Origin of the sequence: Streptomyces sp. NPDC002490, assembly GCF_040296045.1 — a bacterium.
In the GTDB taxonomy this organism is placed as follows: domain Bacteria; phylum Actinomycetota; class Actinomycetes; order Streptomycetales; family Streptomycetaceae; genus Streptomyces.
Genome location: NZ_JBEOWM010000021.1, coordinates 15,097 through 30,325, shown reverse-complemented (window position 1 = coordinate 30,325; position 15,229 = coordinate 15,097). Strand labels below are relative to the sequence as shown.

13 protein-coding genes are annotated in these 15,229 nt (G+C 71.1%); 4 read left to right on the top strand and 9 right to left on the bottom strand.

Annotation, left to right across the window (positions count from 1 at the left end; translation table 11 throughout):
* Position 1 precedes the first annotated feature (1 nt).
* From ABT092_RS15665 to ABT092_RS15635, 7 genes are all read right to left on the bottom strand, one after another.
* The gene (locus tag ABT092_RS15665) at positions 2 to 1,210 is read right to left on the bottom strand and encodes an acyl-CoA dehydrogenase family protein (RefSeq protein ID WP_351244009.1); all 1,209 of its coding nucleotides are present in this window, start codon (positions 1,208 to 1,210) and stop codon (positions 2 to 4) included.
* Positions 1,207 to 2,850, bottom strand: a complete 1,644-nt coding sequence (locus ABT092_RS15660; RefSeq protein WP_351244007.1) for an amino acid adenylation domain-containing protein — start codon at positions 2,848 to 2,850, stop codon at positions 1,207 to 1,209. Before ABT092_RS15660 ends, ABT092_RS15665 begins: the two co-directional genes overlap by 4 nt.
* Positions 2,847 to 3,611: a thioesterase II family protein gene (locus ABT092_RS15655; protein WP_351244005.1), complete on the bottom strand. Its 765-nt coding sequence runs from the start codon at positions 3,609 to 3,611 to the stop codon at positions 2,847 to 2,849. The genes ABT092_RS15660 and ABT092_RS15655 overlap by 4 nt, the downstream gene beginning before the upstream one ends.
* Before the next feature lie 11 nt (positions 3,612 to 3,622).
* On the bottom strand, positions 3,623 to 3,889 hold the full coding sequence (locus ABT092_RS15650; RefSeq protein WP_351244003.1) for a phosphopantetheine-binding protein: 267 nt from the start codon (positions 3,887 to 3,889) through the stop codon (positions 3,623 to 3,625).
* Between the two features lie 21 nt (positions 3,890 to 3,910).
* Complete coding sequence (locus tag ABT092_RS15645) at positions 3,911 to 4,864, bottom strand: chlorinating enzyme (RefSeq protein ID WP_351244001.1); 954 nt, start codon at positions 4,862 to 4,864, stop codon at positions 3,911 to 3,913.
* A 1,379-nt stretch (positions 4,865 to 6,243) separates the two neighbouring features.
* Complete coding sequence (locus tag ABT092_RS15640; protein WP_351243999.1) at positions 6,244 to 7,509, bottom strand: benzoate/H(+) symporter BenE family transporter; 1,266 nt, start codon at positions 7,507 to 7,509, stop codon at positions 6,244 to 6,246.
* A 136-nt stretch (positions 7,510 to 7,645) separates the two neighbouring features.
* Complete coding sequence (locus ABT092_RS15635) at positions 7,646 to 8,992, bottom strand: glutaminase (RefSeq protein WP_351243997.1); 1,347 nt, start codon at positions 8,990 to 8,992, stop codon at positions 7,646 to 7,648.
* A 333-nt stretch (positions 8,993 to 9,325) separates the two neighbouring features.
* Here ABT092_RS15635 and ABT092_RS15630 point away from each other — a divergent pair, with 333 nt between their 5' ends.
* From ABT092_RS15630 to ABT092_RS15615, 4 genes are all read left to right on the top strand, one after another.
* The gene (locus tag ABT092_RS15630) at positions 9,326 to 10,411 is read left to right on the top strand and encodes an S-(hydroxymethyl)mycothiol dehydrogenase (protein WP_351243995.1); all 1,086 of its coding nucleotides are present in this window, start codon (positions 9,326 to 9,328) and stop codon (positions 10,409 to 10,411) included.
* Complete coding sequence (locus ABT092_RS15625) at positions 10,411 to 11,040, top strand: MBL fold metallo-hydrolase (RefSeq protein ID WP_351243993.1); 630 nt, start codon at positions 10,411 to 10,413, stop codon at positions 11,038 to 11,040. The genes ABT092_RS15630 and ABT092_RS15625 overlap by 1 nt, the downstream gene beginning before the upstream one ends.
* A 244-nt stretch (positions 11,041 to 11,284) precedes the next feature.
* Positions 11,285 to 12,304 (top strand): carbon-nitrogen hydrolase family protein, encoded by a 1,020-nt coding sequence (locus tag ABT092_RS15620; protein ID WP_351243991.1) that lies wholly within the window; start codon positions 11,285 to 11,287, stop codon positions 12,302 to 12,304.
* 178 nt (positions 12,305 to 12,482) lie between these two features.
* A complete protein-coding gene (locus ABT092_RS15615) occupies positions 12,483 to 12,776 on the top strand; it encodes an ABC transporter substrate-binding protein (protein WP_351243989.1) in 294 nt (97 codons plus the stop codon).
* A 193-nt stretch (positions 12,777 to 12,969) separates the two neighbouring features.
* Here ABT092_RS15615 and ABT092_RS15610 read toward each other — a convergent pair whose 3' ends face one another.
* Positions 12,970 to 13,770 carry an endonuclease/exonuclease/phosphatase family protein gene (locus ABT092_RS15610; RefSeq protein ID WP_351244155.1) on the bottom strand — a complete coding sequence of 267 codons (801 nt, stop codon included), beginning with the start codon at positions 13,768 to 13,770 and terminating at the stop codon, positions 12,970 to 12,972.
* Positions 13,771 to 14,358: 588 nt separating this feature from the next.
* Complete coding sequence (locus ABT092_RS15605; RefSeq protein WP_351243987.1) at positions 14,359 to 15,123, bottom strand: nicotinamide mononucleotide transporter family protein; 765 nt, start codon at positions 15,121 to 15,123, stop codon at positions 14,359 to 14,361.
* Positions 15,124 to 15,229: the final 106 nt, after the last annotated feature.

Here is a 15,229-nt window from a genome sequence, read left to right as displayed (position 1 = left end):
GTCAGTTCCCCTCGAAGATCATGTCGCGCAGCAGCTCGCTGGCTCCCGCGGCGATCGTCCCGGCCGTCGCGTCACGGTGCACACGGGCGGCGTCGGCCCCTTCCTGCTGGCCGAGCGCCCCGTGGTACTGGGCGCACACCTGTGCGGCGGTCACCGCCAGCTCCGTGGAACGCAGCTTCAGCACCGACGCCGTGCGGGTGTCCAGCCGCCCCTGTGCGTGCAGCCACGCCGCGTGGTGGGCGTACCGGTGCACCATGTCGAACTCGCCGTAGAGTTCCGCGAGTCGATGTCGCACCGCTTGGTGAGCGCCCAGCGGCACGCCCTTGACGTGCCGCGTGCACACATGGGTGTCGAGCAGTTCGAGGGTGTACCGCACCCCGCCGACCGCCAACAGGCCCGCGACCAGGCGCTCGAAGTCGAGTGCGCGCATGAGCTGGAGCAGGGCGCGGTGGCGGCGTCCGAGCAGCCCCGTCTCGGGGACCTCGACGTGGTCGAAGTCGATCTCCGCGATGTCCGCGGCCCGCCAGCCGGCCATGGGCTGGGGCCGGCGGGTCACACCGGGACTGTCGGCGTCGACGAGCAGCATGCTGGCGTTGGCCAGCCCGCGTCCGCCGCCCGTACCGGCGCTCGCGCCGTCCGGGTGCCGGGTGCGGGCCAGGACCACGAGCAGACCGGCCCGGGTGCCGTTGGCGACGTAGCTCTTGCGTCCGTCGAGCACGAAGCCGTCCGCCCCGTCGCACGGCCGGGCACGGGTGCGCAGGTCGCGCAGGTCCGATCCCGAGTTCTGCTCGCTGATGGCCAGTGCGGTGACCGACTCGCCGCGGTGGGCGGCCGGAACCCACGCTTCCCGCTGTTGCGGAGTGCCGAACAACAGGACGTACGAGAGCGCCATGTAGGCGTGCACCCCGACGGACGCCCTGATGCCCGCGTACCCGGTGGCCCCGAGTTCCTCCAGGAGGACGGCGCTGTGCAGGAAGTCGTCGCCGCTGTGGCCGACTTCGAGGAGGCCGGCCGCGCCGAGGGCCTTCCAGCCCTCCGCGGCGATGCGCCCCTGCCGTTCCCACGCCTCGGCGTGCGGCAGGACGTGCTCCGCGAGCCGGGCGCGGACCAGCGCCCGGAAGGCGTCGTGCCCGTGGTCGAAGAACGGGAAGTCGTGGGCGAGCGCGCGCTCGGTGAGGAGGCGGCCGACCGGGGGCGGGGAGACGCTCATGACGCTCCTCCTTCCACGGCGGCGGCGGGGGCGTCGAGGCCGGCGAGCAGCGCACTGCGGTCCACCTTGCCCGTGGCGGTCAGCGGCAGGTCGGCCCGGAGCCGCAGGACGGTGGGGACGAGGTAGTGGGGCAGGCGCTGGCGCAGGTGGGCGCGGAGGGTCTCGGGGTCGCAGTCGGCCGTGTCCGGCACGACGAAGGCGACCAGCTCCCGACCGCCCTGCCGGTTCGGCCGGGTGGTGACGAAGCTGCGGCGCACGGCGGGTTGCGCGTCCAGGTGGTAGGCGACCTCACCGAGTTCGACACGGAATCCGTTGATCTTGACCTGGTCGTCGAGGCGGCCCTGGAACACCAGGTGCCCGCGCTCGGAGAGGAAGGCCCGGTCACCGGTGCGGTAGAGCCGTTCCGGCACGCCGTCGACCTCCGCATCCACGAAGTGGCGCGCGGTGGCCTCCGGAAGCCCCAGGTACCCGGGGGAGAGGCCGGGGCCGGCGAGCAGCACCTCCCCCGGATCGCCGGGCGGGCACAGGTGCCCGTCCCGCACCACGTAGGCACGGGTGTTCTGGATGGGCCGGCCGATGGGGAGGCTCGACTCGTCCCGGTCGAGGGCGCGGACCGGGTGGTAGGTCGCGAAGGTGGTGCACTCGGTGGGTCCGTAGACGCTGACCACGCGATCCGGCCCGTAGATCCGCAGCGCCGTGGCCATGTGGGTGAGCGAGTGCGCCTCGCCGCCGGTGAGGACCGTGCGCACGCCGGCGAGGGTGTCCGGCGCCTCGTCGACGACGGTGTTGAACAGTGCGGTGGTGAGGAAGACCACGGTCACCCGGTGCTCGGTCAGGACGCGGCGGAGTCGGCCCAGGCTCACGAAGGACGACGGGTACAGCACCAGGGTGGCGCCGTGGAGCAGGGCGCCCCAGATCTCGAAGGTGGCCGCGTCGAAGGAGACCGGGGCCAGTTGCAGGAGGACGGACTCCTCGTCCAGGCGGCAGTACCGGGCTCGGTGGACCAGACGCACGATGCTGCGGTGGCGGATCGGAACGCCCTTGGGGACGCCCGTGGAGCCGGAAGTGAAGTTGATGTACGCGATGTCGTCGGGCGAGCCGCGGTGCGCAGGGGCTTGCTCCCGCTCGGTCAACCGGTCGCGTTCGACGGGCAGGAACCGCCGACCGGGCAGCCGCGCGGCGAGGGCGTCGAGGTCGCCGGCCCGGCCGAGGACGTGGACGGACCCGGTGCGGTCCAGGAGGGCGCGCAGTCGTTCGTCCGGCCAGTCCGCGTCCGCGGGGAGGTAGGTGCCGCCGCACTTGACGGTCGCGAGCAGGGCGATGATCAGCTCAGCCGAGCGGCCGATCAGCACGGTGACGGTGTCACCGGGACGGACGCCCGCGCTCCGCATCGTCTCCGCCAGGTCGTTGGCGAGGCCGTTCAGCGCGGCGTAGTCGAGTCTGCCGCCCTCGTGGACCAGGGCGGTGGCACGGGGGCGGCGGGCGGCCTGTGCTTCGAACAACTCCTTGACGCCGAGGTCCGGGTAGGGGGTGTCGGTGTCCTGGTTGAGGGCCCGGTGGGCGGCCAGGGCGGCCGGCCCGGCCTCGATCCGCAGGGGTGCCGCTGTCGGCGCGGCCGACCGGTCGGGCGCGGTGGTCATACGCTGCTCACCAGCCTTGCGTTGATCGTTTCCAGTAGGAGTTCGCGGTGCGTGTCCAGGAAGAAGTGGCCCGCGGGCAGTTCCAGCAGCTCCGCCTCCCGGCGGGTGTAGAGCGTCCAGTCGCGCATCGCCGTCCGTCCGTCGACGGGGTCGTCCCGCCCGTACAGCGCCGTGATGGGCACGTCCAAGGGGGAGTTCCCGGGACGGTCGCCCCACAGTTCCGCCAGGCGCATGTCGCTGCGCATGGTCGGCAGGAACAGTCGCATCATGGCCCGGTTGTCCAGGACCTCGGCGGGGGTCCCGCCCATGGCACGCACGGCTTCGACGTACCGTTCGTGCGGGAGTCGGTGCAGGTACGGCCGGTGCTGGGGGCGATTGGGACTGCGGCTGCCGGCGACGAACAGCCGCCGGGTGGCGCCCGGACGGGCGTCGGCCGCCAGGCGGGCCGTCTCGTAGGCCAGCCGGGCGCCGAAGCTGTGACCGAAGAAGGCGTGCGGGTCGGTGAGGCAGCCGGCCTCGGACAGCGCCCGGTAGGTGTCCCTGACCAGCGGTTCCCAACTCTCGTAGAGCGGTTCCCGTAGCCTCGGTCCCCGGCCGGGCAGCCTGACGGCGAGCAGTTCGACCCCGTCGTCCAGGCCGTCCGCCCAGGTTCTGAAGAGGTCGGGGCCGCCGCCGGCGTACGGGAAACAGATCAGTCGGATGCGACGGGTCCCCGAGGCGGGCCGGATCAGCGGTACCCACGTGTCGCCGGCAGACTGCACGGCCGGTCGCCTCATGTCCGCGTGCTGCGGAGTATCGTGGCGGCGATCTCCCGGACGCTGCTGCGGGCGAAGAGGTCCTCCGGGTCGAGGGCGTCCTCACCGAAGCCCTCCTCCGCCTTGGCGATCAGTCGGATCGCCGTCAGCGAGGTGCCGCCCGCCCCGAAGAAGTCGGAATCGGCGTCCTCGGCACCGAGTCCGATGTCCCGGCAGGCGCTGAGGACCCACTGCTCCAGTTCCTCCTGGCTCGGAGTCCTGCTGCTCTGCGTGTTGTTCGACACCGTGGTAGTCCTTTCGGCGGGTCAGCGGGTCCGGAACGGGTGGCCGGTGACCGTGCGGTCGACGAAGCGGTTGTGGCCGTGGGTGTCCTGACCGGTGGTGAGGACGTTGCCGAACTGGGCGAGGCTCGCCTGCCCGCCGAACTCCTCCAGATCGGTGGAGTACGGGTAGACCTTCACCGAAGTCGGCAGGTAGCGGGCGGCGAAGCCGAGACGCATCTGATCGGTGAGGCCCGAGTGCGGGTGCGAGGCGTGCATCAACGTCGACCAGAAGACGATGAACTGGCCCTGGCGCATGACCTGGGACACCGCCTTGGACTCGTCGGGGCTCCAGTTCGGGTCCTTCTGGAGCTGACGGTAGTCATGGCCGAAGAATCCCCGGCGGACACCGTTCTTCTCCGTCCGGTTGATGGCGTCCGGGTCGTAGTCCATGGTCTTGGACTCGTCGTAGTTCATCGTCTTGTGCGAGCCGGGGATGAACTGGAGGCAGCCGTTCTCCACGCTGGCTTCGGTGAACGCCGTCCAGACCGTGATGGTGCCGCCGAAGTCCGCGTCCTCGGGCCAGACGATCTGCGGATGCTTGGAACCGGCGACGTTGGAGAAGTTGTCGGCCTGGTGCCAGTCGGTGCCCTCGTCGCCGGGGTACTTCGGGAAGAACTCGCTCCGCCAGCACAGGGTGTCCGGGCCGAGGATGCTGGAGACCCGGTCGACGATCTCGGGCCGGGTGATGTGGTCCGCGAGGAAGTCGACGTCGAGGTGCCGGTCGTAGTTCGCCAGGTTGGTGTTTCCCGAGACCGCCTTTCCGCTGCTGTAGATGGCCCTCTTCGTGTTCAGCAGCTTGGGGCGCAGGGCCTGGAGGTCCGCCTCCATCGCGTCCTTGTCGTAGAGGTCGAACGGGCCGATGTAGCCGTCCTGGTGGAACTTCCTGAGCTCCTCGGGGGTGAGGGAGAACGTGTTGGTCCGCGTGGGCTGACTCATGTCTCGACTCTTTCTCTCGGTGATCTGTCGGGCTGGGGGCACCGGGAAGGCGTGCGCGGACCCGGTGACACCGGTCGGGTGGGTTTTCGGACGCCGGGTGGGAGCGCGTCGGAGGTGAGGTGGGACGGGTCCGGCCGGCGGCGCTGCCGGCGGTACCCGGGACGCGGTTGGTCGACTCCTCGGTGCGGGGTGGGGCGGGCCCGTTCCGAGCACGGTGGTGCCGAGCACCACCGGCACGGTGCCCCTGCCTGCCGCGGGCAGGGAGGTGCACGAGGTGGACCTGGGAGACGTGGGAGACGTGGGAAGACGGACACGTGTAGGTAGGGGGACCCCGGGCGTCGGTCCGGGAGTACGGGGAAGCGGGCTCAGCGCTGCGTGGACGGGGGAGGCGGTACCGGAGCCGGGGCGTCGCGACGTGCGGGGGTCATTCCCCTCCGTGACCCGTGCGTACGGGCAGGGGCGTCACGAGCGGCGGGAAGAGCGCAGGTGGAGGCCGTGGTGCGACGGTTCAGCGGTGGGCGGCGAGGTGGGGCGGCTCCTCCGGGTGCGGCGGGGGAGCGGGCTGGGCTCGACCGGCCCGGGACTCCTGCTGGCACGGGGCGACCGCCACGGCCGAGGACTCGCGACCCGATGCCCGGGCGGTGCCGCGCCGACGGTGGCGACGGCGAGGGACGTCGCGCCGGTCGAGGAGTGAGGCACGAGGGCCTGACTGCCGGCGCGGAACGGGGGGAGCAGTCCGCCGCGGAAACATCGGTGGAGCTTCTGGAAATCGACCGGGCAATGACGGATCGGTCGAGCGATGGATGCCGACCGGCTACCCGGGGGAATGTGTGTGAGTCCTGACGTGAATGCGCCTAAGCCGTGCATGGGGCTCCCTCTGCTGAAATAGCCATGGAGCAATGACGGACGACCAGCCCCGTGACGGGGCCACGCACTGACCCAATCCGGGTTTCGGATGGGGGGACTTGAGACGACTGCACGACCACCGTTGCGGGGTTACGCTGCGGCTCGTGTCATCGACGCATGACATTGGCATGTGATCGACAGGCTTTTCAAGGGGGTCTACTGGGGAGTTCGCCGGAATTCTCGAACACTCGCACGTCAGAGGGTGTTTAGAGGCTCCGGGAGGCGTCCAGATGGTGAGACATCGCCCCATTGGGTCGTCATGTGCGTCGCCGCAGGAAGTCGTGTGAAGTGCCTTGTTCTGTAGGGGAGTTGCCTCCGCTTCTCGCTCCCGACGAGGACGACCGCTCACCCCTCGCAGGAGAAAGTGGCGTGTTCCTTTCCACGCGCGAGGCGGGAGAGGTGGAGTGCGGCGGCCGGACGCACTCTTCCTGCCGCCGGCTCGGGGGCGGTGCTCCTGCCCTCCGCGCGCCGTCTCAGCTCGACGGGCGGCGGACGGAGCCGTGCGGCGGGCGGGAAGGAGTGGTGGAGGGGGACGGTGCGGCAGGGGGACGGACGGGGCGTCGACCCCGGTGCGTCACCGCGAAGGTCAGCACTCCGGCGAGCAGGCCCCAGAACGCCGAGCCGATTCCCCACAGCGTCACGCCGGACGCGGTGGCCAGGAACGTCACCGCTGCGGACTCCCGGAAGCCCTCGTCCGACAGCGCGGAGAACAGGGAGTTCCCGATGGTGCCGAGCAGGCCGAGCCCGGCGATGCCCAGGACGAGCGCCGGGGGCAGCAGGGTGAGCAGGGAGCTGACGGTGCCGCCGAGCACGCCCACGCACAGGTAGAAGACGCCGGCCCAGACGCCGGCCAGGTAGCGCCGGTCCGGGTCCTCGTGCGCCTCGCGGCTGGTGCATATCGCCGCGGTGATGGCGGCCAGATTGAGGCCGAAGCAGCCGAAGGGCGCCAACACGGTGCTGACGGCTCCCGTGGTGGTGATCAGCGGGGACACCGGCACCCGACCGTATCCGTCCACTTTGAGCACCGCGACGCCCGGGAGGTTCTGGGAGGCCATCGTGACGACGAACAGGGGCAGCGCCACGCTCAGCACGACTGACCAGGAGAAGTCGGGGGCGGTGAAGACCGCCTCGGCGAAACCGAGTTGGATGCGGCCCGGTTGCAGGGAACCCTGAACGGTGGCGACCAGGGCGCCCACGGCGAGCGCGGCCACGATCGCGTACCGGGGCACCAGTCGACGGCCCACGAGGTACGCGGCGAAGAGGGAGAACGCGACGGCGAAGTCGTTCTCCATGCTCGCGAAGAGCCCGGTGCCGAACTGTACGAGAACCCCGGCCAGCAGCCCCGCCGCCAGCGGCACCGGAATCCTGCCCATCGCCCGCTCGAACCAGCCCGTCAGCCCGCTGAGCACGATCAGCGCCGAGGAGACCAGGAACGCGCCGATGGCCTCCGGCAGGGTGACGCCGTCCAGTCCCGTCGTCAGCAGGGCCGCCCCGGGCGTGGACCAGGCGGTCACGACCGGCGCCCGGTAGCGCAGGGACAACCAGATGCAGGTGACTCCCATGCCGACCCCGAGGGCCAGCATCCAGGAGGTGATCTCCTTCGGCCCGGCACCGGCCGCCTTCGCGGCGGTGAAGACGATAGCGGCGGAACTGGTGACTCCCACCAGTACGGCGATCAGTCCGGCGGTGACGGCGGAAGCCGGTGCGAACCGGCGTACGTACCCGTGCTTGTCGCTCATCGGAGCGATTGTGGTGATGGCTGTCGGCTCCCGACAACCCGTGTTCCAGGATCCGAGACCGGGTGGACCCGTCGCCGCCGCGAACGGGGCGTCATGGCGGTGCGCTATCCCGACGGTCCATCAGGAACGTTTCTCGTCAAGGAGGTTGGTGTGACCGACGCGGTCGTCCCTCTTCCGGACGGCCTCTGCGCGGGGCCGCCTCGCGCGACGGGACCACGGCCTGTTCCACCTCGCTGACGACGGTGACTCGGCCGCCGTCGCCCGGATCGGGATCGGGCATGATCGCATCCGGGTCGACGAGGTAGACCTGGTGACCGTCCAGCGTGAGCCGACGCACGACCTCCAACAACATGCGCCGTGCCACGTCGTCGATCACATAGACCATCGTGAGGTCCAAAGCCACCCTGGTCTCTGTGGGGGCGGTGGTCACGGCTTCCCGGACGACCCTCTCGGCTCCGGCGAACCCGATCCCCCCTTGCAGTTGGAGGACCCGGACCGCATCCGGACCGCTGCCGACGACGTGGTTGGACCGCAGGGTGGCGCGCGCCGCGGCTGGCACCTCCATCACGTGCAGCCCCATGTCCGAGGAGAACCGCTCGAACAGCGACACCCCGCGCACGCTGTTCCCGTGGGGGTCCAGTCGTGGCGAGAACGTGGCGATGCCGATCTGGCCGGGGAGCGCGCCGATCAGGCCCCCGGCCACGCCGCTCTTCGCCGGAATGCCGACCTGGGTCGCCCAGTCCCCGGCCGCGTCGTACATTCCGCAGGTGGACATGACGCTCAGCACCTGACGCACCACCGGTTCGCTGACCACGCGCTCGCCGGAGAGGGGGTTCACGCCCCGATGGGCCAGCGTGGCGGCCATCATGGCCAGATCTCGCGCGGTGACGAGCACGGAGCACTGGCGGGTGTAGCCCTCGACGACGACCCTGGGGTCTTCGGTGAGGATGTCGTAGCCGCGGAGCATGTACGCGATGGCGAGGTTGCGGTGCGCGTGCTCCATCTCCGACCCGCACACCCTCTCGTCCACCCGCAGCCCCCGGCCGGCGAACGCCGACAGGCCGCGGACCACGCGCTCCACGCGCTCCTGCGGTTCCCTGCCCGCCGGACCGGCCAGCGAGTGGGTGGTGATCGCACCTGCGTTGATCATGGGATTGAAGGGGCGCCCGGTGTCGCTTTCGAGGGAGATCCGGTTGAACGCCTCTCCCGACGGCTCGACGCCGACCTTGGCGAGCACGGGGTCGAAGCCCCGGTCCGTCAGGGCCAGTGCGTACGCGAACGGCTTGGAGATCGACTGGATCGTGAACTCGGTGTCGATGTCGCCGGCGCCGTAGACCTCGCCGTCGACGGTGGCGAAGACCGCCCCGAGGAGCTCCGGGTCCGCCGTCGCGAGCTCGGGGATGTAGTCCGCCGGTTCTCCGGAGGTGTCCGACTCGACGTCCCCGAGGGCCTCGGCCAGGTAGTCCGGGATGACCGACTGCATGCGTCCACCTCCACACCCTTGGGCCATCAAGCATTCACCAGCTGATTCCGTGGCGCACGCCGAGCGGCCGGGCCGTCGGACCCGCCGTTCTCGGACCGACGTCCCGGCCGGACCGCCCGCCCGCGCGGGAGGACGCCTGTGGACGGCGGACGGAGCCCCCTACGATCCGGGCTCGTACGTCCTTGCCACCGAGCGGGCCGAGCGGTCGCCGACCGGACGTCGTACCCGCCCCCGTCCGCGCCCGGGACCGTCACTACTGTTCTCGACGACGGGTGATCGTCGCGCAGCGGGGTACCGATCCGTCGTCTTCCCACTGGCTGATAGGACAATGGAATGGCCCAACAAGTACAAGGCGTCGTCGCTCGGGGCAAGGGTGAGCCGGTGAGCGTCGAGACCATCGTGATCCCGGACGTCGGCCCCGGCGAGGCCGTGGTGCGGATCCAGGCGTGCGGGGTGTGCCACACCGATCTGCACTACCGGGAGGGCGGCATCAACGACGAGTTCCCCTTCCTCCTCGGCCACGAGGCCGCGGGTGTGGTGGAGTCCGTGGGGGAGGACGTCACGCACGTCGCCCCCGGTGACTTCGTGGTCCTCAACTGGCGAGCGGTGTGCGGGGAGTGCCGGGCGTGCAAGCGCGGTCGCCCCTGGTACTGCTTCGCCACCCACAACGCCACCCAACGCATGACGCTCCTGGACGGCACCGTCCTCGCCCCGGCCCTGGGCATCGGCGCGTTCGCGGAGAAGACGCTCGTCGCGGCCGGGCAGTGCACCAAGGTCGACCCCGCCGCCTCACCGGCCGCGGTCGGGCTGCTGGGCTGCGGCGTCATGGCCGGCCTGGGCGCGGCCATCAACACCGGTCACGTCGAGCGGGGCGACTCCGTGGCCGTCATCGGTTGCGGCGGAGTGGGCGCGGCGGCGATAGCCGGAGCCCGACTCGTCGGCGCCGGGACGATCATCGCGGTGGACCTGGACGACCGCAAGCTGGTCACGGCCCGCGGCCTGGGCGCCACGCACACCGTCAACGGCCGTGACGCCGACGTCGTGGAGAGCATCCGCGAGCTGACCGGCGGGTTCGGCGCGGACGTGGTCATCGATGCGGTCGGACGCCCGGAGACCTACGAACAAGCCTTCTACGCACGGGACTTGGCCGGCACCACCGTGCTGGTGGGGGTGCCCACTCCCGAGATGAAGCTGAACCTTCCGCTGCTGGACGTCTTCGGGCGGGGCGGATCGCTGAAGTCGTCCTGGTACGGGGACTGCCTGCCCGAGCGGGACTTCCCCGTCCTCACCGACCTCTACCTCCAGGGGCGGTTGGACCTGGACGCCTTCGTCAGCGAGACCATCGCCCTCGACGAAGTCGAGTCGGCGTTCGCCAAGATGCACCGCGGAGAGGTGCTGCGTTCCGTGGTGGTGCTCTGATGGCGCCCCGCATCGAACACCTGGTCACCTCGGGCAGCTTCTCGCTCGACGGCGGTACCTGGGAGGTGGACAACAACGTGTGGATCGTCGGTGACGACCGCGAGGTCATCGTGATCGACGCCGCCCACGACGCGGAGGCCATCGCGGCCCGGGTCGGGGACCGCACGGTCCGCGCCGTCGTCTGCACCCACGCCCACAACGACCACGTCAACGCGGCGCCGGCCCTGGCCGACCGCACGGACGGCCGGGTCCTGCTCCACCCCGACGACCGGGTCCTGTGGCAGGCGTGCCACCCCGACCGGGAGCCCGACGGCGACCTCGGTCACCGCCAGCGCCTGACGATCGCCGACACGGAGGTGATCGTGTTGCACACGCCGGGCCACACGCCCGGTGCGGTCTCGCTGTACGTACCGGAGTTGACGGCCGTCTTCACCGGGGACACGTTGTTCGCGGGCGGCCCCGGTGCCACCGGACGGTCCTTCTCCAGCTTCCCCACCATCCTCCGTTCCCTGGAGGAGGAGTTGCTGGTCCTGCCTCCGGAGACCGTGGTGCACACCGGGCACGGGGAATCCACCACCATCGGTGCCGAAGCGCCCCACCTGGAGGAATGGCGCGCCCGCGGATACTGAGGAACGAACGACGTCGGCCCCGCCGGTGGTGCTTCCCCTCGCCGGCGCGGGACGCCCGCGCCCCGGCGGGGCCGACGGCTCCTCACGCGTTCCGGCGGAAGCGGCCGGAACGGGCGCGTGCTCCTGCGCGCGGTGGCACACTCGTGTGACCGGCCCCTCGGTCCGACCGCATCCGGACCGGGCGGTCCCGACGCCGCGCGACGGCGTTCCCGTCGTGCACCCCACTCCCCAGGAAGACCCAGACATGCCAGCTGCCACTTCCACGAAGCGGACCGTCGCGGCGGTGCACGCCGCTCCGGTCTTCATGGACACCGAGGCGACCGTCGACAAGGTCGTCGGCTTCGTCGAGCGGGCCGGCCGGGAAGGCATCGACCTCCTGGTGTTCCCCGAGACCTTCGTGCCCGGCTACCCGTACTGGATCGAGGCGTACGCCCCCTTGGACCAGCAGGGCGCCAACGCCGCCTACGCCGAGGCGTCCGTGGAGGTCCCCGGCCCGCAGGTGGCCCGGGTCCAGACCGCGTGCGAGCGGGCCGGGGTGGGGGTCGTACTCGGTGTCAGCGAACGGCTCGCGGGGACCCGCACGTGCTTCAACAGCCAGGTCTTCATCGAGCCGGACGGCACGCTCCTCGGGGTGCACCGCAAGCTCCAGCCCACCTACGCGGAACGGATCGTGTGGGCCCAGGGCGGTGGCGCCACCCTCAGCGTCTTCGACAGCGCCCTGGGTCGGATCGGTGGTCTGGCCTGTTGGGAGCACACCATGAACCTGGCCCGGCAGTCCCTGATCCTCCAGGGCCAGCAGATCCACGCGGCGGCCTGGCCCGGGCTGTCCACCATGGCCGGCTTCGAGGCCGTCGCCGACATCCAGATCGACGCCATGATGAAGACCCACGCACTCACGGCCCAGGTGTTCGTGGTCTCCGCCGGGAACCCGGTGGACGAGTCCTGCCTGCGGTGGATGGAGTCCGCCGTCGGGCCCCAGGGGCACATCACCGCCGGCGGGGGCTGGTCGGCGGTGATCCACCCCTTCAACCAGTACCTCGCCGGCCCGCACACCGGCATCGAGGAGAAGCTCGTCACCGCCGAGATCGACCTCGCCGACATCAACGCCGTCAAGGTCTGGGTCGACTCCCGCGGCCACTACGCACGACCGGAGATCCTCGGCCTGCGGGTCGACCGACGCCCGCTCTGGCACGACGAAGGACAGCGCCCGTGGCCCCTCGCCCCGAGCGACGGCACCGCCGATCCGGTCGGCGAGACCACCTGAGCAACCCGGGGAGATGGGTGAGGCTGCCCTTCTTGCCGAGCGAACGCACCGCAGTTCCGGCCACTGCCCGGCCCCCGTCCTCGATCGAGGCACGTTCCGACCGTTTCGCGACGTCCCCCGCTCCTAGGTCGAAGGGCCCGCGGATCCCGTGGACCACCCTCTCTCGCCTGGGAGAACCATGTCCGGCCCTGCCGTGCGCCCCCGGAGGAACGTCCTGCGGACGGCCGCGCTCCTCGTCGGCACCGCCCTCGCCTCGACGGGGTGCGGGGCCACCGCCGACCGGAGCGGGACCGGGGAGCCGCGCGAGGAATCGTCCGCCGCCACCGTCGAGAGCGGGAAGGGCGCGTTCCCGGTCTCCATCAAGCACGCGTTCGGCACGTACGAGGTGGACGAGGCGCCGGAACGCGTCGTGACGATCGGCTGGGCGTCGGAGGACATCGCCGCGGCCCTCGACGTCGTTCCCGCGTCCTGAGCGAGGGCTCCACGGACGTCGGCTTCTCCACGCCCACCACCTCGATGACCGGCATCATCGAGGTGGTGGGCCTGACCCTGTCCCCGCAGATCGTCGAGCGGGCGGAGAAGCACGAGGACGACCTCTGCTTCGGCGCGAGCCTGGAGGCCGTGGCGAAGTGACGCGGTGACCGTGCGGCCGGGGCCGGGAGGAGTCAGGCGGTGCGCAGGTCGGAGCGCACCAGGTGGTGGTCCGAGTACGCGGTGGGGTGCACACCGTGGTCGAGCGGGGCGAGGCCCCGCAGGAAGACGTAGTCGAACTTGCTCTGCCAGTCGGTGGTCGGCGGGCAGGAGCCGGCGGGCGAGGCGGCGCACCGGGGGTCGACCTCCGCGGCCAGTTCCCACATGTCGGCGAGTTCCGGTGCCTGGGGCACGGCGTTGAAGTCGCCGAGGACGACCGCCCGTTCGTGCCGGGCCACCTCCCCGGCGAGCACACCGACCTGGTCCGCGCGGACCGCACCCTGCTGGAACTGGGCGAGGTGGGTGTTGAAGACCCGGACCGGCCGGCCGTCCACCAGGGTGGTGACCGCCATGTACCCGCGGTCCTCGGAGCCGCCGTCGGGGTACTCCACGCTCACCCGGTCCGTCATCGGAGCCGCCGAGAGGACGGCCTGGCCGAAGGCCCCCGGGTGCCAGGGGGCGCCGCCGCAGCGCCCCCAGTCCCTCAGGACCGTCCCGTACTCGACGTGGTACACCAGCCCGTAGAAGCGCCTCAGGTAGTCCCGGATCCGTTCGACGTCCCGCACGCACGCCTCCTGCAAGCCGATGACCTGCGGTGCGTACCGGGCGATCTCCGCCGCCCGGTCGACGTCGCTCTCCTTGCAGGGGTTGCAGACGTTCCACGACATGACCCGGTTCGGCACCACGGCCTTGACGGCGTCCGCGGGCAGCGGCTTGGCGAACGGGATCCCGTTGGGCGCGCTGGGGCCGACGAGCAGGACGCAGGCCGTGGCCATGGCGCCCGCGAGCAACCGCACACCCCTACCGAACACCGTGCCTCCTCGTCCTGGGCGCCCCCGGCGCCCGTCGCCCACCGCACGAGGTTAACGCCGGCGGACCCGGCACCGTGCCCGATGCGCCCGCCCCCGTGCACGGAACCGAGGGCGGCCCGTCGGTACGTCCCCGGCTCCTGGGCGTCGCGCGGACGCGGGCCGAGCGCCTGGCACGGATGCCCGCAGCCGGACGGGCCCACGCGGACGTCCAGCCCACCAGCACCCCGATCACGGGCAACGGCACCGCCGAGGTCATCGAAGCCGAACGGCGCCCCGGCCCGTCCCGAACCCGGAGCGCCGGCTTCCCCTTCGGCAACGCGGTCCGCGCCACCCGCACCGGCTCCGCCGGAAGCTCCCGGACTCCCTCGGCATCCACCCCGTACGACGACGTCGGTCTTCAAGACCACGACCGGGCCTTGAAGACCGACGTCACGCAGCGTGCCCCGAACTCGCCGACGGTGCCCCGGGAACGGTGGCGGGGGTCGGGCCACCGCCACCGTTCCCGGGGCGTTGGGTCGGGTACCGTCGACTGACTCGTGTCAATCGCGGTGGTCACCGATCCGCATCGACTCCTTTGGAGCCGCTCGCGGTGTCCGTGCCCACGCGGTCGGCCTTGGTCCCGGCCGTCGGGGCGGACTCGGTCCGGCCCTCCAGGACGACCGCCGGCTCCAGCGGCGAGGCGAGTTCCTGGTCCTTGCTGCGGGCCGCCCAGTCGCGGATGCCGATGAGGACCATCACGAAGAAGATCGCGTAGACGATTCCGGAGAAGTACAGCTCGGAGTGGATGGCCAGCGGCACCCCGACGAGGTCGACGGCCAGCCACACGAACCAGAACTCCACGTACCGGCGGGCCTGCGTGTACATCGCGAGGATCGAGCCGACGAAGATCCAGGCGTCGGCGAGGACCATCCACCAGGGGGCGCCGGGGTAGAACGAGGCGTCCGTCGCCTTGAGCAGCGAGGCGAACGCGAAGGTGCCGGCGATCATGGCCACGAGCAGCACGATCCGTTCCGTCCACGAAGCCCAACGGACGTTGATCGCACCCTCCCTCGCCCGGCTGCGCCGCCACGTCGCCCATCCCCACGACGCTGATATGATGATCACGATCTGACGTGCCGCATTGCCGCCGAGGTCCACGTTGAGACTGGCGATCAGCAGCAGGATCGAACCGGTGATCTGCACCGGCCAGGCCACGAGCGACCGGCGCAGGGCCAGCCAGACGGTGGCGAGCGCCAGGATGTTGCCGAAGAAGTCAGACCAGTAGACGGGCAGGCCGAAGAAGCTGAATTGCTCGTTCAGCCACTCGAATGCGCTCATTGCTCACACCTTTGTTCGTTCGGGGCAGGTGGGGTGTGGGGGTGTGGGCCCGGACGGGCCAGTCATGACGCGGGGTTTCGGCAGTGCGCGCCGAGTCTGTGTGCAG